Origin of the sequence: Serinicoccus hydrothermalis, assembly GCF_001685415.1 — a bacterium.
Classification (GTDB): Bacteria; Actinomycetota; Actinomycetes; order Actinomycetales; family Dermatophilaceae; genus Ornithinicoccus; species Ornithinicoccus hydrothermalis.
In genome coordinates this window covers 1,916,637-1,938,560 of the sequence record NZ_CP014989.1, presented here as the reverse complement: position 1 = coordinate 1,938,560, position 21,924 = coordinate 1,916,637, and the positions used below count along the sequence as shown (strand labels likewise).

The following is a 21,924-nucleotide window of genomic DNA, read 5'->3' as shown; positions in this document are numbered from 1 at the left end:
GGCGCGGAGCACCGTCCCTGCATTCGTACACCTGCCGCCGCGGGACCGGCCATCCGGGTCGCGTCCGGCGGTCTCAGGCGTGGAGCACCTGGCACCCGGGGCACCAGTAGGCGGTCTGCAGCCCCATCCGCTCGACGACCACGGTCAGCCCGCACCGTGGGCACGGGCGGCCGCGGCGGAGGTAGACGGCATACCTCTTGGGCCAGCGGGGGACCACCTCGCCCCGCACCAGCAGGTCCCGGGCGGAGCGGAACTGGTCGGGGTGGGTGACGATCCACCCGGCACCCAGGCCGATGCCCATGAGGTCGATGGCGTCCTGCCACAGCGCCCGCAGCGCCTCGACGGGCACAGCGTTCCCTGGCGAGTGCGGGTCGATCCGCGCCCGCCAGAGCAGCTCGGCACGGTAGACGTTGCCGATGCCCGACACGACGGACTGGTCGAGCAGCAGCAGCCCGATCGGGCGGCGCGAGCGGTGCAGTCGCGCTACGGCGGTCTCGGGGTCGGCGTCCTCGCGGAGCGGGTCCGGACCGAGCCGTGCGTGCAGCCTCGCCACGCCCTCCGGGTCCAGCAGCTCGCAGATGGTCGGGCGGGTGACCTCGAGCAGGAAGGACCCGGTGAGCAGGCGCCATGCCAGCCCGTCGGGCACCGGCGGGTGCGAGCGGGGCAGCCCGTCGGCCCCCAGCGCCCGGCGGTGGTGTCGTACCGAGACGCGGCCGTGCATACCGAGATGGAAGTGGCCCGAGCGCGAGGTGCCGTCGAGGTGGACGAGGAGGTGCTTGCCGTGCGCCTCCGCGTCCGCGACCGCGAGGCCGTCGAGCAGGCCGGGGTCGAAGACGTCGCTGACCGGCCCGCTGGACCGGCCGGGTTGCCCCACGAGCCGGCGCACGCGCCCGGCCATCCCGTGGACGGCGTGCCCCTCGGCCATGGGGTGATCCTACGGAGGACCCCGCTGGTGCAGCATTCCGTGGCCGCCCCTGACGTGAAGGGAAAGTCGTCCCGAGATTTCCTGTTACTCGCGAGTTGTGTAACGTCGCGGGAGGTGAAATTCTGTGCTGAATCCTGAGTGTTGGCGCGGAGAATTCCGGTCCTCCCGTGTTTCGGGGGCGTTTCGGTGTGCATTCCTGCTCGCGAGCGGTTAACTTGCTCGTCGTCCCAGGTCCCTGGGATACCTGCCTGTCGAGGCGTATTGGGATTGCGTGCTGCAGGTCCGATCAGAAGGGCTTTCTCCATGAGAATTTCTCGCAAGTACCTCGCTGCCCCGCCGCTGGCGTGGCAGCGCTGATGCTGGCCGGCGCCCCCGCGCTGGCGGCCACCGGTGAGTCGATGGCCGACCTCCAGCCGGTCCCGCTGAACGGTGCCCCCGGCTCCGGCTCGGCCATGATCGAGATGGACGGCACCACCCTGCACTTCACGCTGGCCTACCAGGGCCTGCTGGCGGATGCGCCGCACGCCGCGCACATCCACGACGCCGAGGACGCCCGCAACATGTGCCCGACCGCGGAGGACGACGCCGACGGCAGCGGCTTCCTCACCACCACCGAGGGTGTCCCCGCCTACGGTGGCATCAAGGTGTCGCTGACCACCGAGGGTGACACCAGCCCGGACTCCGGCCTGGCCGTCGACCGCTTCGGTGTGGGTGACGACGTCAGCTACTCCCGCGCCGACGTGGAGGTCGACCAGGAGACGGCCGACGCGCTCGCGGACGGCGAGGCCGTGGTGGTCGTGCACGGTGTCGACTACGACGGCAGCGGTGCCTACGACGAGGGTGACCGTGGCGCGTCCGACCTGGACCCGTCGCTGCCCGGTGAGGCGACCGACCCGGCCCTGTGCGGCGTGGCCCAGGTCTCCCAGATGGGCGAGACCCCCGGAGGCGGTGTCGGCACCGGTGAGGCGAGCCTCGGCGGTCAGAACCTGGCGCTCGCCGCGACCGGCGGTGTCGTCCTGGTGGGTGGCGCGCTGATCCTCATGCGTCGCCGCAGCGCCGAGCAGAGCTGATCGAGCTCTCTCGATGACCGAGGACGTCGGGCAGCCGAGCACGCCTCGTGCTGCCCGACGTCGCGGTCCCGTCCTGCGCACGGCCCTCGGGCTGGCGCTGGTCCTGGGTGGCGGCACCGCCATGGCAGTGGGCCTGTCCGGACCGGAGGCCACCCCCACCCCGCCCACCCTGGCCGACAGCGCGACGGCGAGCCGCGACGTCGGGGAGAGCACGGCCCTGCCGGCACCGGTCCCGTCCGCAGCTGCGGAGACGCAGGCTCCCGAGGACGGCGACAGCGAGGACTCGGCGGGATCTTCCACGGAGGAGACCGCCGACGACGAGGCGATCCCGGTCGAGGAGCCCGCACCGGTGGAGGAGCCGGTCTCGGTGAACATCCCCGCGATCGGCGTGACCTCCGACCTGCTGCACCTCGGCCTGGACGACGAGGGGGCCCTGGCCGTCCCGGAGGGCGACGACTTCGACACCGCCGCGTGGTACGACGGTTCTCCCCGACCCGGCGAGGACGGCCCGGCCGTCATCCTCGGCCACGTCAGCAGCATCGGGCGTGGGCCCTCCGTCTTCTTCGACCTCGCCGCGCTCAGCGTCGGCGACACCGTCGAGGTCACCCGGGCCGACGGCAGCGAGGCCACCTTCGAGGTCTACGACCTGCAGCAGTTCCCCAAGAACGCCTTTCCCACCGCGCAGGTCTACGGGAACACCCCCGGACCTGAGCTGCGGGTCATCACCTGCGCCGGCACGATCTCGGAGAGCACCGGCCACTACAACGACAACGTCATCGTCTTCGCCCGTGAGGCCTGACCGGTGGGCATCTCGCCCCCGGAGCAGAAAGACACCTCCGAGAGGGACGGGGGCATTTCTGAGGGCACCGAGGAGGCAGCATTCTCCTCGGCCGCGCTAGGTCGGCCCTCCTCCGCGCGCCTTCCCGTCACCGTCGTCGCCGCCTGCGGCGTGCTGACCGCCGTGCTGGTCGCGGCGTTGCTCGTGGGTGGCGGCGCCCCCGTCCCGTCGCCGGGGGGTCTGCCCGACGCGGGGCCCGTCACCGGCTGGGGCCTGCCGGCGAGTCTGGCCGCGCGCCTGCTGGCCGTCCTGACGGTGGGCCAGCTGGTCTTCGCGGCGCTGCTCGCGCCGCCCTCCTCCGCAGGGACGGTCCGGGCCCTGCGCGGCACCGCCTGGACCGCTGCGGTGTGGCTGGTCGCCGAGCTGGCCGGCCTGGTGCTGACCGCGAGCACCATCCTGGGCGTCCCGGTGTCGCAGCTGTCGGTGGCGGGGGTGGTCGGGCTGGCCCTCGAGCTGCCGGTGGGCAGGGCCACCCTCTGGGTCGCTGTCCCGCTGGTCGTCGTGGCCGCCGGCAGCAGCGTGCTGGCCCGACGACCGGTCGCGGGGCTCCGGACCGCGTCCTCCCTTCTGCTGGTGCTGGCGCTGTGCGCCGTGGTCGTCCCGGGCGTCCTGGCCGGCCACTCCGCGGCAGCCGGCAGCCATGTCGCCGCCGTGATCACGCTCTCGGCGCACGTCGTCTCGGCGACCCTCTGGGTGGGGGGCCTGGCGGCGCTGCTGCTGTAAGGGCCGGGGGGGGGGGCGAGAGCGCCCACGCCGTGCGCCGGTTCAGCGGTCTGGCCCTGGCCTGCCTCGCCCTGCTCCTGCTGTCGGGGGTGGTCGCGGCCCTCGTCGTGGCCGGTGCCCTGTCGTGGTCGTGGCTGGGCGAGGGCTGGGTCCATCTGCTGGCCGTGAAGGTCGCGCTGGTGGTGGTCCTCGGCCTCATCGGGTGGCAGCACCGGCGGGCTACCATCCCGGCGCTCGAGGCCGGTCGTCCGTGGACCTTCGTCCGCCTGGGGGTCGTCGAGGTCGCGCTGATGGCCCTGACCCTCACGGTGTCCGTGGCGCTGGCCGCCTCGCCGGCACCCGCACCGGCCACCGGCGCACCGGTGAGTGCCGTCCCGCCCGCAGAGGTGGAGGGGCCCACCGAGCAGGGATCCTCGACCGCCCAGACCGACGACATACCGCGGACGGAGGACCGCCCGGCAGCGGAGCCGCCCACAGCCGACTCCTCGGCCGCCGAGATGATCGGGCACGACCACGGCGAGCTCTCGGTCAGCATCCTCATCGACGACGAGCGCTTCCACGTGCCCGGCACGGTGCGTCCGGGGCAGGCGGTGACGGTCTACAACAGCAGCGACACCGCCGCGACCATCACCTCGCCCGACTTCGACGTCGACGTCCCACCGCGGACCTTCATCACCTTCCCGGCGCCCTCGGCGGAAGGCGACTACGGCTTCGTCAGCCAGGCCGAGGGACAGGCCGTCGACGGCTTCGCCGACACCCTCCGGGTGCGCGCCGACCCCTGAGCCCAGCTCGGGGCACGGCCCGGCTCCTGAGCCCAGCGGGCCAGCTCCTCCGCCAGTTTCTGCCGGAACGGGCCAGCTCTCCGCCAGTTTCTGTCCGAATTCGACCTCTGAAATGTTCGCCATGGCGACGTTTCCAGAGGTCGAATTCGGGGGAGAGTGGGCTCAGACGTCCAGGGGTCACGTAGGCCGGGGTCAGGCGTCCAGGGGGGTCACGTAGGCCGAGCTGATGCCACCGTCGACGAGGAACTCCGCCGCGGTCATGAACGAGCTGTCGTCGCTGGCCAGGAAGGCCACCGCGGCGGCCATCTCCGCGGGCTCGCCGAAGCGGCCCATCGGCACGTGGACCAGCCGGCGCTGGGCCCGCTCCGGGTCGGAGGCGAAGAGCTCCTGCAGCAGCGGGGTGTTGACCGGGCCGGGGCAAAGCGCGTTGACCCGCACGCCCGACCGGGCGAACTGGACCCCCAGCTCCCGCGTCATGGACAGCACGCCGCCCTTGGAGGCCGAGTAGCTGATCTGCGAGGTCGCCGCGCCCATCACCGCCACGAAGGAGGCGGTGTTGATGATCGACCCACGCCGCTGCTCGAGCATGTAGGGCAGCGCCGCCTTGCAGCACAGGTAGACGCTGGTGAGGTTGACCTCCTGCACCCGGCGCCAGGCCTCCAGCCCGGTCTCGAGGATGGAGTCGTCCTCCGGCGGGGAGATCCCGGCGTTGTTGAAGGCGACGTCCACGCTGCCGTAGGCCTGCTTGGCCGTGGCGAAGAGGCGCTCGACCTCGTCGGGGTCGGTGACATCGGTGCGGACGAAGAGGCCGCCGAGCTCCTGCGCCAAGGCCTCGCCCGCGCTCTGCTCGCAGATGTCGGCGAGCACCACGGTGGCGCCCTCGGCGGCGAGGCGGCGGGCGCTGGCCAGGCCGATGCCGCTGGCGCCGCCGGTCACCACGGCGACGCGGCCGGCGAGCCGCTGGGTCAGGTCGATCTTTCCGGGGTGGCTCATGGCGGTCCTCTCGTCTCAGTCGGTGGTGGCGATGAAGATGGTCTTGGTGTCGGTGAAGGCGTCCAGCGCGTGCGGGCCCAGCTCACGCCCGAGCCCGGAGGCCTTGACGCCGCCGAACGGGGTGTTGTAGCGCACCGAGCTGTGGCTGTTGACGGCGAGGTTGCCGGCCTCCAGCCCGCGCGCCACGCGCAGCGCCCGCCCCACGTCGCGGGTCCAGATCGAGCCGGACAGCCCGTATGCCGTGTCGTTGGCGATGCGCAGCGCGTCCGCCTCGTCCCGGAAGGGCAGCACCGAGATCACCGGCCCGAAGATCTCCTCGGTGAAGGCCGGGTCGCTCTCGGACCGGGTGCGGAGCACGGTCGGGGGGTGCCAGAAGCCCGGCCCCTGCGGCGCCTCGCCCTGGATGAGCACCTCCGCGTCGCCGACGTAGCCGGCCACGACCTCGCGCTGACCGGCGGAGATGAGCGGGCCCATCCCGCTGCCCTCGTCGCCGGGGTCCCCGCAGACGAAGCCGCGCACCGCCGGCTCCAGCCGCCCGAGGAAGTCGTCGAGCACGTCCTCCTGGACGAGCAGCCGGGAGCGGGCGCAGCAGTCCTGCCCCGCGTTGTCGAAGGCGCCGCCGGGTGCCGCCGCGGCCGCGACGTCCAGGTCGGCGTCGGCGAAGACGATGCTGGCGTTCTTGCCGCCCAGCTCCAGCGTCACCCGCTTCACCTGCTCGGCGCAGCCGGCCATGACCTGCTTGCCGACGGCCGTGGACCCGGTGAAGACGACCTTGCGGACGAGCGGGTGCGTGACGAAGCGCGCGCCGACGACCGACCCCCGCCCCGGCAGCACCTGCAGGACGCCCTCCGGTAGGCCCGCCTCCAGGGCCAGCTCGGCCAGCCGCAGCGCGGTGAGCGGGGTGAGCTCGGCGGGCTTGAGGACCACGGTGTTGCCGGCGGCCAGCGCCGGGCCGATCGCCCAGCCGGCGATGGGCATGGGGAAGTTCCACGGCACGATCACCGCGACGACGCCCAGCGGCTCGGCATACGTCATGGCGACGCCGCCGTCCACGGGGATGGTGTCGCCGGCCGGGCGCTCGGGCGCGCCGGAGTAGTAGTTGAGCACGTCCCGGACGTTGCCGGCCTCCCACCGTGCGTTGCCGAGGGTATGCCCGGCGTTGCGCACCTCCAGCCGCGCCAGCTCCTCGACGTGCTCGTCGACCACGGCGGCGAAGCGGCGCAGCAGCCGGGCCCGGTCGGCGGGGGAGACCGTGCGCCAGGTCGCGAACGCGCGGTGGGCGGTCTCGACCGCCCGGTCGGTCTCGTCCACGTCGGCGAGCTCGAGGGAGGTGATGACCTCCTCGGTCGCCGGGTCGATGACGTCGGTCGTGCTCATCTGCTCAGGATCTCCTCGGGTCGCGTGCGGGATCGGTGGCCTGGGCCACGAGGGCGTGGAAGAGCCGGCGGTCGGCAGGGTTCTCCTCGGGGTGGAACTGCACGCCGATCGCCCAGCCGGGGCCGTCGGCGGGCTCCAGCGCCTGGATCACCCCGTCGGCGGAGCGGGCGGTGACGACGAGCCCGTCGGCGACCCCACCGACGCCCTGGTGGTGGTAGCACGGCGAGACCGCCTCCTCGCCGAGCACCGCGGCGATCCGCGAGCCCGGCTCGGTGCGGAAGGTCACCTCGCCGAAGACCCCCGGGCTCGGCTGGTATGCCGTGTGCCCCAGCCGCTCGGGCAGGTGCTGCTCGAGCGTCCCCCCGAGCGCGACGTTGAGCACCTGCACCCCGCGGCAGATCGCGAGCAGCGGCAGGCCCCGCTCCAGCGCGGCCCGCGCCAGCGCCAGCTCGGGGGCGTCGCGCACCGGCTCGGGCGCGGTGCTCGGGTGGGGGGCGGCGGCATACTGCGCCGCGTCGACGTCCGCCCCGCCGACGAGCACCAGCGCGTCGAGGACGTCCAGCACCGAGGGGTCGGACCCGACCGGCGGAAGCAGCACGGGCGTGCCCCCGGCCGAGGCGACCCCCTCGACGTAGGCGGCGGGGACGATCGCCGCCGGGCGTCGCCAGACACCCCAGGCGGCCTCCTTGTAGTAGGTGGTCAGCCCGATCCGTGGTCGGCTCACAGACGCTCGAACCCCCGCCGCAGCTCCCAGTCGGTCACCGCCGCGTCGAAGGCGGTGATCTCGACGTCGGCCATGTTGACGTAGTGGTCGACGACGTCCTGCCCGAAGGCCTCCCGCGCCACCTCGGAGGCGGCGAAGAGGTCGCGCGCCTCCCGCAGCGTGTGCGGCACGAGCGGGGCGTCGGACTCGTAGGCGTTGCCGGTCATCATCGGCTCCAGCTCGAGCTCGTTCTCGATCCCGTGCAGGCCGCCGGCCATCATCGCGGCCACCGCGAGGTAGGGGTTGCAGTCGCCGCCGGGCACCCGGTTCTCCATCCGCGCCGACGAGCCCTCGCCGACGGTGCGCACCGAGCAGGTCCGGTTGTCCTGGCCCCAGGCGACCGCGGTCGGGGCGAAGGAGCCCTGCGCGAAGCGCTTGTAGGAGTTGATGTTGGGCGCGTAGAAGAGGGTGAACTCGCGCATCGTCGCGAGCACCCCGGCGATGAAGTGGTCGTAGAGGGGCGTGCGCTCGCCGTCCGCCCAGAAGACCGTCGACCCGTCCAGGCCGCGCAGCGAGAGGTGGATGTGGCAGGAGTTGCCCTCCCGCTCGTTGGGCTTGGCCATGAAGGTCAGCGACTGGCCCAGGTCCGCGGCGATCATCTTGGCGCCGGTCTTGTAGACGCTGTGGTTGTCGCAGGTGGTGACGACGTCGTCGAAGAGGAAGCCGATCTCGTGCTGGCCGAAGTTGCACTCGCCCTTGGCCGACTCGACCGTCATGCCGGCCCGCCACATGTCCGCGCGGATCCGGCGCAGCAGCGGCTCGACCCGGCCGGAGCCGACGATCGAGTAGTCGACGTTGTACTGGTTCGCGGGGGTGAGACCGGTATACCCCTTGGTCCAGGCCTCCTCGAAGGAGTCGCGGTAGACGACGAACTCCAGCTCGGTCCCGGCGACCGCCGACCACCCGTGGCCGGCGGCCCGCTCGACCTGCGCGGCGAGCATCGAGCGCGGCGACATGGGCACCGGCGAGCCGTCGGTGAGGGCGAGGTCGCACTGGATCATCACCGTGCGCTCGAGCCACGGGACCCAGCGGATGGTGTCGAGGTCGAGGGTGAACTCCATGTCGCCGTAGCCGGCCTCCCAGGAGGAGATGGCGTAGCCGTCGACGGTGTTCATCTCGGTGTCGACGGCGAGCAGGTAGTTGCACCCCTCGACGCCGTGCCCGAGCGCGTGCTCGACGAAGTAGGCGGCGTGGAGGTACTTGCCCTGGAGCCGGCCCTGCATGTCGGTGAAGGCGACGACGACGGTCTCGATGCTCTCGTCGGCCACCCCCGCCCGGAGCTGGTCGACGGTGAGCATCCGCTCGCTGCGCGGGTGGGTCATCGCAGGCCCCCTTCGGCCTCGGTGATCTGGTCGAACTCCTCCTCCGGGGCGGAGGAGACGAGGTGGTGGCGGCTGTAGAACCAGAAGTAGGCGACGAAGGCCACGAAGACCGCGGCGGTGATGCCCGCGGCCGTGCGGTCGACGAAGAAGGTGGCGATCACGGCGACCACGCTCAGCGTCAGGGCGATGCCGGTCGTCACCACGCCACCGGGGGTGCGGTAGCCGCGCTCCAGGTCGGGCTCGCGGCGCCGCAGCGCGATGTGCGACAGGTTGAGCAGGACGTAGGAGACGGTCGCGCCGAAGACGGCGATGTTGATGAGCAGGGCGCCGTTCTGCGTGAGCGCCGCGAGCAGGAAGCCGATGGTGCCCGGCACGACGAGCGCCACCCACGGCGTCTTCCGGCTGCCGGTGAGCGAGAGCACCCGCGGCAGGTAGCCCGCCCGGGAGAGGGCGAAGAGCTGGCGCGAGTAGGCGTAGATGATCGAGAAGAAGCTCGCGACCAGCCCGGCCAGGCCCGCGTAGTTGACGAAGCCCGCGATCCAGGAGGCCTCGCCCAGCGCCGTCCGCAGCGCCAGTGGGAGCGGGTTGTCCGAGACCCGCACCGTCTCGGCCCCGGCCGAGCCGGGGACGAGCAGCAGCATGAAGGCGGCGAAGACGAGCAGCACGCCCATCGCGACGATGATCCCGCGGGGCATGTCGCGCTTGGGATCGGCCGTCTCCTCGGCGGCCAGGGGCACGCCCTCGACGGCGAGGAAGAACCAGATGCCGTAGACGAGGGCGGCGAGCGCGCCGGCGAAGCCGAAGGGGAGGAAGCCGCTGGCGCCCGCGGCGTCGGTGGCGGCGATGTCGAAGAGGTTGTCGACCCGGAAGTGCGGCAGCAGCCCCACGACGGTGGCGAGGAGCGCGACCACGGCGACCGCGGTGATGGCGAACATCACCTTCAGGGCCTCGCCGACGCCCCAGATGTGCAGCCCGATGAAGATGAGGTAGGCCACGAGGTAGACCGGCCAGGAGTTCGTCAGACCGAACAGGCCGAGCGCCTCGACGTAGCCGCCGATGAAGACCGCGATCGCGGCCGGGGCGACGGCATACTCGATGAGCACCGCGACGCCGGTCGCGTAGCCGCCGAGCGGACCCAGCGCGCGCCGGGCGAAGCCGTAGCCGGCGCCGGCGGTCGGCAGGGTCGAGGACATCTCGGCCAGGCCGAGGACCATGCAGGTGTACATCACGGCCATGAGCACGGTGGCGATGAGCAGGCCGCCCCAGCCGCCCTCGTCAAGGCCGAAGTTCCAGCCCGCGAAGTCGCCGGAGATGACGTAGCTGACGCCGAGCCCGGCGAGCAGCACCCAGCCCGCCGCGCCCTTCTTGAGCTGCCGGTGCTGGTGGTAGTCGTCCGCGACGTTCTGGTAGTCGACCCTGCGCGCCATGTCGTCCTTCCTCGTCAATGGATCAGTAGTAGTCCATTGAGCATCCGGACCGAGTCTGGCGCGGTTGCCGCGCCCCGTCAAGGGTCCGGGGAGGGCCTACGGTGTCGGGTATGCAGCACGGTCGCGATCCACGGGTGGTGCCGGTCCGCCGCGGCAACGCCTTCGAGGAGACGATGGAGCGGGTGCTCCGGCTGCTGCGCCTCGGGACCTTCCCTCCCGGGTCCAAGCTGCCGGCCGAGCGCGAGCTCGCGGCCTCGCTGCAGGTCTCGCGGACCACGCTGCGGGAGGTCATCGGCGAGCTGCGGGCGGCGGGCTACGTCAGCGTGCGCCGCGGCCGCTACGGCGGGACCTACGTCTCGGGGTCGGTGCCGACCCCCGGGGTCGGCCGCGGGCTCGACGCGGCGGAGGTGGAGGACCTGCTGACCCTGCGCGCCATCGTGGAGCCGGCCGCCGCGGCGCTCGCCGCTTCCCGCACGCTGACCGACGAGCAGCGGGAGGCGCTGCGGGCGGCGGCGCGGGACTGCGCGCGGGCCGGGGTGGAGCAGTACCGCCCGTTCGACGCGAGGCTGCACCTGACGCTCGCCGAACTGAGCGGATCGCCCAGCCTCGCCGGGGTCGTCGCCGACGTGCGGGACCGGACGAACGCGCTGCTGGACCGCATCCCGCTCCTCCCGCCGAACCTCGCGCACTCCACCCGGCAGCACGAGGCCGTCGTCACCGCCGTGCTGGCCGGCCGCCCCGAGGCGGCACGGGAGGCGATGCGGGACCACCTCGAGGGCACCGCGGCACTCCTGCGCGGCTTCTCGGTCTGACCACCGGGCGTCGGGACCGCGAGCCCCGCGCTCACGGTCCGCGACGCCCGGTGGGGCTGGGGCTGGGGGGCCGCCGTGCCGGCGGCAGGGAGCAGCCCGCTCAGCGCTCGTAGCGGCGCGGGTTGGGCTGCGGGCGCTGGCGGCTGAACTCGCCGCCCTCCCGGCCGCCGTAGGGGCGGCCGTGGTCGGCATACTCCTCGCGCATGTAGACGAAGGTCTGGTCGCCGCACGTGACGGTCGCGCCGGTGCGCAGCACGATCCCGTCGTGCGCCGGCTCGCCGCCGACGGTGGCCGAGGAGCCCGCCGCGGCGTGCAGGAGGTACTCGTCGTCGGCGGGGTCGCGCCGGATCTCCGCGTGCAGCGGGTCCAGCCCGGCGACGACGACGTCGCACCCCTCGTCCGAGCCGAGGGTGGTGGTGCCGCGCCGGAGCCGTGCGACGAGCCGCGGGGCACCCTGCTCCGGACCCGGGGCCGGGTAGTAGACCAGCCGTGGCTCGCCGCCGCCGAGCGGGTCGTGCGTCGTGGTGACCCGCCGCGGGCGAAGCCGCGCCACCGTGGGGAGGACGGGCCACGGGGTGCTCGGCGGGGCCAGGTCGGCGAGCGAGGGACCCGACGAGCGGGACCGGCGCAGCATGCGCAGGGCACCGCGTCGGTCCCGGACCTCGACGTGACGCGAGCCGGTGACGGCACGGTCCAGCAACCGGGACCGGACCTGACCCAGCGCCACGACCGGCCCGTCCGGTCCGGTGACCACGATCGTCAGCCCCGCGTCCGCGGCCGCCGCGCCCACGTCGGACGCGAGGTCGGCCAGGGCACGACGACCCAGGCCGATCGGCATGGCCGCGAGCTGGTCGAGGTGGACCTCGAGCTCGGTGCCCGTCCCGCGGACGGTCGCCGTCACCTCCTCGGCCGCAGCGTCGGAGGTGGCCGGCACGGCGATGCTCAGGCGCAGGTCGGCGTCGATGTGCAGCTGCGGCGTCACGGGGTGCTCAGCCCTCGCCGTGCTCGCGGTCCTCGGTGGTGATCCGCAGCGTGCCGTCCAGCTTCCACGTCGCGCGGGGGGCGTCCGGGCCGGTGTCGCGCGGCACCTCCACCGCCATGTCCTGGAAGGTGTAGTTGATCGCCGCGCCCTGGCCGGTGAGGTAGTTCCACATCTCCTTGCCGAGGTCGGTCCAGGACACCTCCTGGCCCTCGGTACCGGTCATCTGTCCCTGGTGCTCACTCATCGTCACCCTCCTGGTGCTCGTCCGGACCGGACTCGAGTTTGTCCAATCCTTGTCTCAGGTATGCCCAGTGTCCCCCGCGAAACCGCAGCGGACAACCGGAAGCCGCGTGAGACATACCCCACAGGGAGGTGTGACAAAGACTGAATCCGCAGGGTGCTCCCGGGCCGTAGTTGGTGGTGAGGGCGGAACCGGTCCGCCCCACCTGCGATGAAGGAGCACCCCTCATGCGGAAGTTCACAGCGACCAGCGCCGCCGCCCTCGTGGCCGGTGCCGGCACCGTCGCCCTCGCCGCCCCGGCGACGGCCGACGAGCACGAGGCCACCGTCTCGGTCCTGCACGCCGTCCCGGGCCTGACCGTGGACGTCTACGTCGACGGCGAGGAGCTCATCCCCGACTTCGAGCCGGGCACGCTGACCGACCCGATGATGCTGGAGGAGGGCAGCTACGACATCGCGGTGTATGCCGACGGCGACGACCCGGAGTCCGCCGAGCCGGCGATCTCCGCAGACGGCGTCGAGGTGCCCGGGGGTGCGAACGTCACGCTCGCGGCCCACCTCGCCGAGGACGGCACCCCCATGCTGTCCGCCTTCGCCAACGACACCTCGATGCTCGACGCCGGCCAGGCACGGCTTACGGTGCGGCACGCCGCGGCCGCCCCCTCCGTCGACGTGCGCGCCGACGGGAGCCCGGTCGTCGAGGGCCTGACCAACCCGGACGAGCAGGTGCTGGACCTCGATGCCGCCACGGTCTCCGCCGACGTCGTCCTCGCGGGCACGGAGGACGTCGTCATCGGCCCGGCCGACCTCGACCTCGCCGAGGGCACCAACACCATCGTGTATGCCTGGGGCTCGGCCGAGGACGACACCCTCGACCTCGCGGTGCAGACGATCGACGGCCTGCACGGCGACCCGGGCGGCGTGCCCTCCGGCCAGGGCGGCCTGGCCACCTCGGGGCCTGTCCTCACCGTCCTGCTCATGGCCGGCGCTGCCGGTGCGGTGCTCGCCGGCAGCCGCCTGGTCCGTCGCGAGGTTGCCTGACCCTTGCCCCGGACCCAGCCCCGCCGCGGCCGGTTCTCGCCGGCCGCGGCGGCGGCCCTGCTCAGCAGTCTCGCGGTCGTCGCGCTCGCCCTCTGGGGGCTGCAGCGCGACCCGCTGCCCGCTGCCGCCGACTTCGGGTCGTCCAGCCCTGCGGCCCGCTCACCCTCGGGTGCGTCGCCGGCAGCCGGCGCCGCGGTGGGTCCTGTCCCCACCGCGGCGTCCCCGCGCGCCGTGGCCGAGCAGCCACGGGCGCAGGACGCCTCCGTGCCCGGCGTCACGGAAGACGAGGGCGCGCGCCCGGTGCGGTTGCTCGTCCCCGACCTCGACCTCGACGTGCCGCTCGACGCGGTCGGCGTGGACGGGGGCGGCCTCATGGAGATCCCCGAGGACGCCGACCGGGCCGGGTGGTACCGCTTCGGGCCTCGGCCCGGCGCCGACGCGGGCTCGGCGGTGGTCGCCGGGCACGTCGACGACCTCGGCGGCCCGGGTGCCTTCCTGCGGCTCACCGAGGTGGCAGAGGGTATGCCCGTCGTCGTCGAGCACGAGGACGGCTCACGGACCTCCTACACCGTCACCGGCCGACGCACGACCGAGAAGAAGAAGCTGGCCGTCGATGACCTCTTCGAGCGCGACGGCCCGCCCCTGCTGCGGCTCGTCACCTGCACCGGCCCCTGGTCGGACCGGGCCGGGAGCTATCGCGACAACCTCGTCGTCACCGCCTCCCCGGTCGGGTGAGGTCGGCCAGCGGGTCCTCGCCGTCGCGGCTCCGCTCACCCGGGGCGGCGCAGCAGCAGCTGGTCGACGCCCATGCGCCCGGCGGCGAAGGTCCAGGCGCCGCCCGCGAGGTAGAGCTCCCAGACCCGGGTGACCTCCTCGCCCACGAGGTCCACCACCTCGGCGCGGCGCTGCCGCAGCCGCTCCTCCCAGGACCGCACCGTCCAGGCGTAGTGCTCGCGCAGCGCCTGCACGCCACGCAGCTCCAGCCCGGCGCGCTCGAGCAGGGCGATGGTGGCGCCGACCGGCCGCATGGACATGTCGGGCGCGATGAACGACTCGATGAAGGGCCCGCCCCCCGGATTCTTCCCAGGCCGGCTCATCTGCTGGACGAGCACGTGCGCGCCCGGGGCCGCCAGCCGGTGCAGCGTCGCGGCATACGCGCGGTAGTTCTTGTCGCCGACGTGCTCGCCCATCTCGATCGAGGCGACCGCGTCGAAGCCGGTCTCGGGCACCTCGCGGTAGTCCTGCAGGCGCACGTCGACGCGGTCCGCGACGCCCTGCTCCTGTGCGCGCTGCTGCACGAAGGCCTGCTGCTCCTGGCTGATGGTGACGGCGACGACCCGGGCGCCGTGCTCCCGGGCGGCGTGCAGGGTCAGCGACCCCCAGCCGCAGCCGACGTCGACGAAGCGCTGGTCCGGCCGGGCGTCCAGGCCCAGCTTGGTGCAGACCAGCTCGAGCTTGTCGAACTGCGCCTGCTCCAGCGTGTATGCCGCGCTCTCCCGACCGGTGGTGAGGTCCGCCCCCGGCTCGGTCACGTAGGCGCAGGAGTAGGCCATCTGCTCGTCGAGGATGAGCTCGTAGAAGGCGTTGGACAGGTCGTAGTGGTGGCTGATCGCGGCGCGGTCGCGGCCCAGGCTGTGCAGGCGTCCCTTGACCACGGCCTGGGACGTCGGCGGGGCCGGCCGCGCCCCCAGCAGGTCGAGGTCCTTGGCGAGCAGGCCGAGCCCGGCCACCGCCTTGGCCCGGTCGGCCGCGCTGGGGCTCGGCGAGCGTCGCACCAGCTCGTCCCGGACCTGACCGAGGGCGTCGCCCAGATCACCCTCGACCTCGATCTCGCCGGTGACGAAGGCCTGCGCGGCCCCGAGCTCGCCCGGGGACCACAGCAGCCGGCGCAGCGCCTGCGGCGAGGTGAGGCGCACGGTGGGGGCGGTCGCGGGGTCGGCGCCCGCGGACGAGCCGTCCCAGGCGACGAGGTGCACCGGGAGCGGGCCTCCGGCGAGGGGCAGGAGCAGGTCGTGCAGGCGCGGGGCGACGGGGGTCGGCATGCCGCCGACCCTAACGACACGGGGCTGCCCGGGCGCGCGGGGTCGCCTAGGGTTGCGGCATGAGTGCCGGTGCCGGTGACGACGACGGGATCGTCGCGGGCTGGGTGCGGGGCGAGCAGGACGCGCTCGAGCGGGCCTACCGGCGCTGGTCCGGCCTCGTGCACGGCCTCTCCCGACGTGCGGTGGGCCCGGACGACGCGGACGACGTCACCCAGGCGGTCTTCGTGTCGGCCTGGCGCGGCCGGACCACCTTCGACCCGCAGGCCGGCTCCCTGGGTGCCTGGCTCGTCGGCATCACCCGCCGACGCATCGCCGACCACCTCCGGGTGCGGCGAAGGCAGCCGGTCCCCACGGGGCTCCCGCACGACGGGGCCGACGGGGCCGGCTGGTCCCAGGCGGACACCGCCGACCTGCTCACGATCTACGAGGAGCTGGAGCGCATCGGGGACCCGCAGCGCCGGATCATCCTGCTCGCCTACGTGGAGGACCTCACCCAGCGGGAGATCGCCGAGCGGCTGGAGCTGCCGCTCGGCACCGTCAAGACCCATACCAACCGGACCCTGGCCCGGCTCCGAACTCTTCTCGGAGGTGCAGGATGAACGCTGACCGGCCGCGCGACCCCCGGCATACCGACGACGACCGCGCGGAGGCGCTGCTGCGCCGCGCCGGCGCGGTCGAGAGCACGCCCTCGCCCGGCGTGTGGGACCGGATCCGCGCCGACGTCGAGGAGGCGGAGCCCCCGCCCGGCGCCACGCCGTGGCCCTCTCGCCGTCGACACACCCCGGCACCGGCCCGCTGGCCCCTGCTGGCCGCCGCGGCGGTCGGTGCCCTCGTGGCCTGGCTGGGCACGGCGGTGCTGGGCGGCGACGGTGCCGACGACGACCGGGTGGTCGTGGCGGACACCACCCTCGAGGACCTCCCGGACGCCGGCGGTGCCGTCGAGGGCGGCGCCGAGGTCGTCGCGGTCGACGGGGTGCAGCGGCTCCGCGTGCAGCTGGACGAGCGGCCGGACGCGGGGGACGGCTACCTCGAGGTCTGGCTGCTGCGCCCCGACGTCAGCGGCATGGTCACCCTGGGCGTCATCTCCGGCAGCGAGGGAGAGTTCACCCTGCCCGACGGGGTCGACGTGGCGGACTACCCCGTCGTCGACATCTCGCGGGAACAGCTGGACGGGAATCCGACGCACGGTGGTGAGAGCGTGGTGCGTGGGGAGCTGCGCCCGGCCTCCGCAGGACAGGCCGGGAGCCCCTCCCTAGACTGAACAAACATTGTGCACGACCTTGGACGCCAGGACCTCCACGAAAGGACGGCTCATGACCGAGCAGCACGACTCCAGCCCCTCCGACCCCGCCACCGTCACCTCCGACCCGGACGCGGTCGCGAAGGCCCACGAGGTGATGTCCACCATGGACATCGCCATGCTCACCACGCTCGACTCCAGCTCGGGCGAGGGGCGGCTCACCAGCCGGCCGCTGACCACCCAGGTGCACGAGGAGGACGGTGACGTCCTGTTCCTCGTGCGCTCCAGCAGCGCGGTGGCGGACGACGTGCGCGCCAACCCGCACGTCAACGTCGCCTACTCCTCGATGAAGGCCTGGGTGTCCCTGGCGGGCACGGCGCAGGTCGTCGAGGACCGCGACCTGGTCGAGTCGCTCTGGACCACGGGCGCCGACGCCTTCATGGAGGGCGGCCCGGAGAACGAGGACAACGTCGTGCTCAAGGTGAGCGGCGACACCGTCATGTACTGGGGTGGCGAGTCGCTCGTCGGCACCGCCATCGACACGCTCAAGACGGTCACCGGGCGGGGCGACCAGAAGGACGCGGGCCCCACCGTCGTCGAGCTGCCGTGAGCGACGCCGGTCCTCCCTCCCGCCTCGGCGCGGGTCGGTGGCTGGCGTCGCTGGCCGCCACGGGGGTGGCTTTCGGCGCCCTCGACGCGCTGTGGCTGGGCGTGCTCGCCAAGGACAAGTACGCCTCCAGCTTCGGCTCGCTCATGGCCGACCCGGTCAACGTCCCGGCGGCGGCGGCCTTCTACGGGATCTACACCGTGGGCCTGACCCACTTCGCCACCGCGCCCGCGGTGGCCGCCGGCAGCATCGGGCGCGCGGCCGGCCAGGGCGCCGCGCTCGGGCTGGTCGCCTATGCCGCCTACGACCTGACCAGCCTGGCCGTCATCGACGGCTTCCCGGCCGACGTCGTGCCGCTCGACCTCGCCTGGGGCAGCCTGGCCAGCGCCGCGGCCGCGGCCGTCGCGACCGCGGTGGTCCGCCGCCGGGGACGTCGATGACGACCCGGGCCCAGCAGGTCCTCGTCAGCGTCGCCGCCGTCCTCTGGGTCGTCGGGACGCTCCTCGGCACCGGCGCGATCGCCGGTGGCGGTGTCGCGTCGCAGGGCGGCGGGCTCTTCTCGGACAGCGCCACGCTCATCGCGCCCAAGGGCCCGGCCTTCTCGATCTGGTCGGTCGTCTACGTCGGCCTCGCGGGGTATGTCGTCTGGCAGTGGCTCCCGCAGGTGGCGGAGTCGCGCTGGGCCCGGGCCACCCGGATGCCCGCCGCCGCGGCCATCGCCCTCAACGGGCTGTGGCTGCTCGTGGTCTTCGCCGGCTGGGTGTGGCTCTCGGTGGTCGTCATCCTCAGCATCGTGCTCTCCCTCGGCCTGGTGCTGCGCAGCACCAGCGGCCTGCCCCGGCAGGGGTGGGGCGCCGACGTCTGGGTCTCGGCGACCTTCGGCCTCTACCTCGGCTGGGTCTGCGTGGCCACCTGCGCCAACATCGCGTCCTGGCTAGTGGGGCTCGGGGTGGACTCGGACAGCACGCTGTCCACCTGGATCACGGTGGCGGTGCTGGCCGTCGTGACGGCCATCGCCGCCTGGCTGCTGTCCCGCACCGACCAGCGGCCCTTCCAGCTCGGGCTGGCCGCGGCCGTGGTCTGGGGCACCGCCTGGGTCTCCGCCGGTCGCCTCACCGGCGAGCCGCGGTCCGACGTCGTCGGGGTGGCCGCCGCCATCGTGGCCGTGGCCGTCGCCGGTCTCGGCGTGCACGCCGTCGCTCGCCGCAGGGTCCCCGCCCCGGCCCGGTAGGGTCGTCCGGCCCGCCTCGTCCCGCGGGCGACGGGCGCGTCCTGGACACACAGGCAATCCGCACGTGGGTCATCACACGAATGTTCTCTGGTACATCTGTCATCGAGGCCCCGTCGCACGAGAGGGAACATGAACCACGACCCGCGTCCCACCGCCGCCGTCATCGGTGCCGGCATCGCCGGCCTGAGCGCGGCATACCACCTGTGGCGCACCCACCGGGTGCTGCTGCTGGAGGCCGACGAGCGCCTCGGCGGCCATGCCGACACCCACGACGTGCGGACCGCGGGCGGGGACGAGCTGAGCATCGACTCCGGCTTCATCGTCCACAACGACCGGACCTACCCGGTGCTGCGGAAGATCTTCGCCGAGCTCGACGTCCCGACGCAGGAGACCGAGATGTCGATGTCGATCACCTGCGACGAGTGCGGCCTCTCCTTCGCGGGGGCCAAGGGTGTGTCCGGGCTGCTGGCCCAGCCCACCCGGGTCCTGGACCGGCGCTACCGGCGGCTGCTGCGCGAGGTGCCGCGCTTCCACCGCGCCGCCGTCGCCGAGCTCGCCTCGGCGCGGCGCGGCGAGGCGGAGCCGATCACCTGGGGCGGGTTCCTCGAGCGTGAGTCCTTCGACCCCTACTTCGTCCAGCACTACGCCATCCCGCTCATCTCCTGCGTGTGGTCCTCGGGGCACGACGACGCCGCGGCCTACCCGGCGCACCACCTCTTCGAGTTCCTCGACCACCACGGGCTGCTGACGATCGGCGGCTCGCCGACCTGGCGCACGGTCGTGGGCGGGAGCCGGGTCTACGTGCAGCGGATCCGCGACGCCCTGGCCGCCGCCGGGGCGCAGGTGCGCACCGGCGCACCGGTGACCGACGTCCGGCGGCACGCCGACGGCGTCGACGTCACCGTCGGCGGCGCGCGGCCGGGCGTGGAGGCGGTCGACCAGGTCGTGCTCGCCACGCACGCCGACGTCGCGCTGCGGCTGCTGGGAGACGCCACCGACGCCGAGCGGGAGGACCTCGGGGCCATCCGCTACTCGACCAACCCGACCGTGCTGCATACCGACGACACGGTCCTGCCGACCGCCCGCCGGGCCCGCGCCTCCTGGAACTACCGGCTCACCGGGTGCGGGGCGCGCGACGACCGCGTGCTGGTGAGCTACTGGATGAACAACCTGCACCGGCTTCCGGCCGAGGCCGTCGACGGCACCGACTACGTCGTCACCCTCAACCACGTGGGCCGGGTCGACCCCGGCCAGGTCCTGGCCGAGCGGGAGTACACCCACCCGATCTTCAGCCACGAGGCGATCGAGGCGGCCGCACGGCTGCGCGAGGCGGGCGGCCCCCGCCTGGCCTTCGCCGGCGCGCACCTGGGCTGGGGCTTCCACGAGGACGGCGCGCGGTCCGGGCTCCAGGCGGTGGAGCGGCTCGCCTCCGGGCGCGTGCTCGACGGGGCGGCATGAGCAGGCCCGACCCCGACACGACCGGCGCCGCCCTGGAACCGCCGCCGGTGCCCTCGCTCGTCGTGGGGACGGTCGCCCACACCCGGCACCGTCCGGTGCGCCACTCCTTCCGCTACCGCGCCTACCAGTGGCTCGTCGACATCGACGACCTGCCGCAGCACCCGCGGCCGCTGCGCTGGTTCAGCAGCTTCGACGCGGCCGACCACCTCGACGAGGGACGCCTGGGCGACGGCATCCGCGGCGACCTGGAGCGCTTCCTGGCGCACCGGGGGGTCGTGCTCCAACCCTCCGACCGGGTGCTCATGCTGGCCAACGCCCGGGTGCTCGGCTACGTCTTCGACCCGCTCACCGTCTTCTGGTGCCTCGACGCCTCGGACCGGCTGCGCGCCGTCGTCTTCGAGGTGCACAACACCTACGGCGAGCGGCACGCCTACCTGCTCGACGTGGATGGGACCGGGCGGGGGTCGATGGACAAGGAGTTCTACGTCTCGCCGTTCAACGACACCCGCGGGCGGTATGCCGTCTCCCTGCGCCTCACGCCAGGCCGGGTCTCCGTCGGGGTGGGCCTGGACCGGGACGGCGGGCGCGTGCTCACCGCCGTCACCGACGGCGTGCCGGAGCCGGCCACCGCCCGCGCGCTGCGGCGGGTCTCCCTGCGGCACGCGCTCATGCCCCAGCTCGTGACCCTGCTCGTCCGCCTGCACGGCATCCGCCTGTGGCGCAAGCTCCCGATCCAGGACCGACCCACCCACCCGAAGGAGGCCGTGCGATGAACGGTCCGGCACCGATCCCCGTCCGCACCGACGCCCTGGGCCGCGCCCGCGCGGCCGCCGCCCGCCGCGTCATGGACACCGTCCTGCGCCGCGTCGACGTCGAGGTGCTGGACGCGCATACCCCGACGCCCGGGCCCGACCGCCCGGCGATCGTCATGCACGACCCGGAGAGCTTCTACGCCCGGCTCGGGGCCTGGCACAAGGTCGCCGTGGGCGAGGGCTACACCGAGGGTGACTGGAGCCCGGCCCCCGGCCAGGACCTGGCCGCGGTGCTGCGCCCCTTCGCCGACCGGCTGTCCGACGGGATGCCGAGCCCGCTGCGCAAGCTGCGCCGCCTCGCCGACCAGGCGCTGCCCCGCTCGACGCGCAACACCCTGTCCGGCTCGCGGGCCAACATCGAGGCGCACTACGACCTGTCCAACGAGATGTTCGCCGCCTTCCTCGACGACTCCCTCTCCTACTCCTGCGCGCTCTTCGACGAGAACCGGCCGTGGGAGGAGCAGACCCTCGAGGACGCCCAGCTGCGCAAGACCGACGCGGCCCTGGATCGGGCGGGCGTCGGCGAGGGCACCCGGGTGCTCGAGATCGGCACCGGGTGGGGCACGCTCGCCATCCGTGCGGCCCAGCGCGGCGCGGAGGTGGTGACGATCACCCTGTCCCGGGAGCAGGCGCAGCTCGCGGAGAAGCGGCTGGCCGAGGCGGGCGTCGCCGAGCGGGTCGAGGTGCGGCTGCAGGACTACCGCGAGGTGGAGGGTGACTTCGACGCCGTCGTGTCGATCGAGATGGTCGAGGCCGTGGGCGAGGAGTTCTGGCCCACCTACTTCGGCACGATCGACGACCGGCTGGCACCGGGAGGGACCGCCGTGGTCCAGGCGATCACGCTGCCGCACGACCGCCACCTGTCCACGCGCAACACCTACGGCTGGATCCAGAAGTACATCTTCCCCGGCGGCGCGCTGCCGAGCGTGGACGCCATCGAGCGCACCTGCACGGCGCACACCGACCTGCGGGTCCGCTCGGTGCACGCCTTCGGCCAGCACTACGCCGAGACCCTGCGCCGGTGGCGCACGGCCTTCCTCGAGTCCTGGCCCACCATCGAGGACCTGGGCTTCGACGACCGCTTCCGGCGGATCTGGGAGTTCTACCTCGCCTACTGCCAGGCCGGCTTCTCCGCCGGGGCCATCGATGTCGGCCAGATCGTGCTCAACCGCCCGCCGCGCGGTCCGGTCGCCGCCGGTTGAGGAGGCGCGACGGAGCGGGAGGGCGCACAGTGGCGGG

At 73.5% G+C, this 21,924-nt stretch carries 24 protein-coding genes; 15 read left to right on the top strand and 9 right to left on the bottom strand.

Features of this window, described 5'->3' with window-relative positions; genetic code table 11:
* Window positions 1-73 precede the first annotated feature (73 nt).
* Window positions 74-925, bottom strand: coding sequence for an Fpg/Nei family DNA glycosylase (locus SGUI_RS08970; protein ID WP_066639000.1), 852 nt, complete (start codon window positions 923-925; stop codon window positions 74-76).
* A gap of 344 nt (window positions 926-1,269) precedes the next feature.
* On the opposite strand from SGUI_RS08970, the gene SGUI_RS08965 reads away from it, so the two are divergent.
* The 4 genes from SGUI_RS08965 to SGUI_RS17670 are packed head-to-tail and all read left to right on the top strand — an operon-like array spanning window position 1,270 to window position 4,338.
* Window positions 1,270-1,995, top strand: coding sequence for a CHRD domain-containing protein (locus tag SGUI_RS08965; protein WP_237141312.1), 726 nt, complete (start codon window positions 1,270-1,272; stop codon window positions 1,993-1,995).
* A 13-nt stretch (window positions 1,996-2,008) separates the two neighbouring features.
* Window positions 2,009-2,794 carry a class F sortase gene (locus SGUI_RS08960; RefSeq protein ID WP_066638985.1) on the top strand — a complete coding sequence of 262 codons (786 nt, stop codon included), beginning with the start codon at window positions 2,009-2,011 and terminating at the stop codon, window positions 2,792-2,794.
* 3 nt (window positions 2,795-2,797) lie between these two features.
* Complete coding sequence (locus tag SGUI_RS17675; protein WP_191090888.1) at window positions 2,798-3,556, top strand: hypothetical protein; 759 nt, start codon at window positions 2,798-2,800, stop codon at window positions 3,554-3,556.
* A gap of 32 nt (window positions 3,557-3,588) precedes the next feature.
* Window positions 3,589-4,338 carry a CopD family protein gene (locus SGUI_RS17670; RefSeq protein WP_066638981.1) on the top strand — a complete coding sequence of 250 codons (750 nt, stop codon included), beginning with the start codon at window positions 3,589-3,591 and terminating at the stop codon, window positions 4,336-4,338.
* 192 nt (window positions 4,339-4,530) lie between these two features.
* Here the strand turns inward: SGUI_RS17670 and SGUI_RS08945 are convergent, their stop codons facing one another.
* Genes SGUI_RS08945 through eat form a run of 5 tightly spaced genes read right to left on the bottom strand, consistent with a single transcriptional unit; the run spans window position 4,531 to window position 10,220 of the window.
* Complete coding sequence (locus SGUI_RS08945; protein ID WP_066638978.1) at window positions 4,531-5,331, bottom strand: 3-oxoacyl-ACP reductase; 801 nt, start codon at window positions 5,329-5,331, stop codon at window positions 4,531-4,533.
* Between the two features lie 15 nt (window positions 5,332-5,346).
* Entirely contained in the window at window positions 5,347-6,708 is a 1,362-nt protein-coding gene (locus tag SGUI_RS08940) for an aldehyde dehydrogenase family protein (RefSeq protein ID WP_066638975.1), read from the bottom strand.
* Window positions 6,709-6,712: 4 nt separating this feature from the next.
* Entirely contained in the window at window positions 6,713-7,432 is a 720-nt protein-coding gene (locus tag SGUI_RS08935; protein WP_066638973.1) for a gamma-glutamyl-gamma-aminobutyrate hydrolase family protein, read from the bottom strand.
* Entirely contained in the window at window positions 7,429-8,793 is a 1,365-nt protein-coding gene (locus SGUI_RS08930) for a glutamine synthetase family protein (protein ID WP_066638971.1), read from the bottom strand. Before SGUI_RS08930 ends, SGUI_RS08935 begins: the two co-directional genes overlap by 4 nt.
* Window positions 8,790-10,220 (bottom strand): ethanolamine permease, encoded by a 1,431-nt coding sequence (gene eat / locus SGUI_RS08925; RefSeq protein ID WP_066638968.1) that lies wholly within the window; start codon window positions 10,218-10,220, stop codon window positions 8,790-8,792. Before eat ends, SGUI_RS08930 begins: the two co-directional genes overlap by 4 nt.
* 110 nt (window positions 10,221-10,330) lie before the next feature.
* On the opposite strand from eat, the gene SGUI_RS08920 reads away from it, so the two are divergent.
* Window positions 10,331-11,032: a FadR/GntR family transcriptional regulator gene (locus SGUI_RS08920; protein WP_066638965.1), complete on the top strand. Its 702-nt coding sequence runs from the start codon at window positions 10,331-10,333 to the stop codon at window positions 11,030-11,032.
* Window positions 11,033-11,132: 100 nt separating this feature from the next.
* Here SGUI_RS08920 and SGUI_RS08915 read toward each other — a convergent pair whose 3' ends face one another.
* Complete coding sequence (locus SGUI_RS08915; protein WP_083190589.1) at window positions 11,133-12,014, bottom strand: FHA domain-containing protein; 882 nt, start codon at window positions 12,012-12,014, stop codon at window positions 11,133-11,135.
* A 7-nt stretch (window positions 12,015-12,021) separates the two neighbouring features.
* Window positions 12,022-12,258 carry a hypothetical protein gene (locus SGUI_RS08910; RefSeq protein ID WP_066638963.1) on the bottom strand — a complete coding sequence of 79 codons (237 nt, stop codon included), beginning with the start codon at window positions 12,256-12,258 and terminating at the stop codon, window positions 12,022-12,024.
* Window positions 12,259-12,482: 224 nt separating this feature from the next.
* On the opposite strand from SGUI_RS08910, the gene SGUI_RS08905 reads away from it, so the two are divergent.
* Together SGUI_RS08905 and SGUI_RS08900 are read left to right on the top strand one after the other, a co-directional pair.
* Window positions 12,483-13,295: a DUF4397 domain-containing protein gene (locus SGUI_RS08905; protein WP_066638960.1), complete on the top strand. Its 813-nt coding sequence runs from the start codon at window positions 12,483-12,485 to the stop codon at window positions 13,293-13,295.
* 3 nt (window positions 13,296-13,298) lie between these two features.
* Window positions 13,299-14,030: a class F sortase gene (locus SGUI_RS08900; RefSeq protein WP_066638957.1), complete on the top strand. Its 732-nt coding sequence runs from the start codon at window positions 13,299-13,301 to the stop codon at window positions 14,028-14,030.
* A gap of 35 nt (window positions 14,031-14,065) precedes the next feature.
* Here SGUI_RS08900 and SGUI_RS08895 read toward each other — a convergent pair whose 3' ends face one another.
* Window positions 14,066-15,337: a class I SAM-dependent methyltransferase gene (locus SGUI_RS08895; RefSeq protein WP_066638956.1), complete on the bottom strand. Its 1,272-nt coding sequence runs from the start codon at window positions 15,335-15,337 to the stop codon at window positions 14,066-14,068.
* A gap of 59 nt (window positions 15,338-15,396) precedes the next feature.
* Here SGUI_RS08895 and SGUI_RS08890 point away from each other — a divergent pair, with 59 nt between their 5' ends.
* From SGUI_RS08890 to SGUI_RS08855, 8 genes are all read left to right on the top strand, one after another.
* Window positions 15,397-15,936, top strand: coding sequence for an RNA polymerase sigma factor (locus tag SGUI_RS08890; RefSeq protein ID WP_066638954.1), 540 nt, complete (start codon window positions 15,397-15,399; stop codon window positions 15,934-15,936).
* Complete coding sequence (locus SGUI_RS08885) at window positions 15,933-16,598, top strand: anti-sigma factor (RefSeq protein ID WP_066638951.1); 666 nt, start codon at window positions 15,933-15,935, stop codon at window positions 16,596-16,598. The genes SGUI_RS08890 and SGUI_RS08885 overlap by 4 nt, the downstream gene beginning before the upstream one ends.
* A 52-nt stretch (window positions 16,599-16,650) precedes the next feature.
* Window positions 16,651-17,187: a pyridoxamine 5'-phosphate oxidase family protein gene (locus SGUI_RS08880; protein WP_066638945.1), complete on the top strand. Its 537-nt coding sequence runs from the start codon at window positions 16,651-16,653 to the stop codon at window positions 17,185-17,187.
* Window positions 17,184-17,624 carry a DUF2177 family protein gene (locus SGUI_RS08875; protein WP_202816567.1) on the top strand — a complete coding sequence of 147 codons (441 nt, stop codon included), beginning with the start codon at window positions 17,184-17,186 and terminating at the stop codon, window positions 17,622-17,624. Before SGUI_RS08880 ends, SGUI_RS08875 begins: the two co-directional genes overlap by 4 nt.
* Window positions 17,621-18,415 (top strand): TspO/MBR family protein, encoded by a 795-nt coding sequence (locus tag SGUI_RS08870; RefSeq protein WP_066638943.1) that lies wholly within the window; start codon window positions 17,621-17,623, stop codon window positions 18,413-18,415. Before SGUI_RS08875 ends, SGUI_RS08870 begins: the two co-directional genes overlap by 4 nt.
* A gap of 129 nt (window positions 18,416-18,544) precedes the next feature.
* The gene (locus tag SGUI_RS08865; protein WP_066638941.1) at window positions 18,545-19,873 is read left to right on the top strand and encodes an NAD(P)/FAD-dependent oxidoreductase; all 1,329 of its coding nucleotides are present in this window, start codon (window positions 18,545-18,547) and stop codon (window positions 19,871-19,873) included.
* A complete protein-coding gene (locus SGUI_RS08860) occupies window positions 19,870-20,646 on the top strand; it encodes a DUF1365 domain-containing protein (RefSeq protein WP_066638940.1) in 777 nt (258 codons plus the stop codon). Before SGUI_RS08865 ends, SGUI_RS08860 begins: the two co-directional genes overlap by 4 nt.
* Window positions 20,643-21,887: an SAM-dependent methyltransferase gene (locus tag SGUI_RS08855; RefSeq protein WP_066638930.1), complete on the top strand. Its 1,245-nt coding sequence runs from the start codon at window positions 20,643-20,645 to the stop codon at window positions 21,885-21,887. Before SGUI_RS08860 ends, SGUI_RS08855 begins: the two co-directional genes overlap by 4 nt.
* Window positions 21,888-21,924 lie beyond the last annotated feature (37 nt).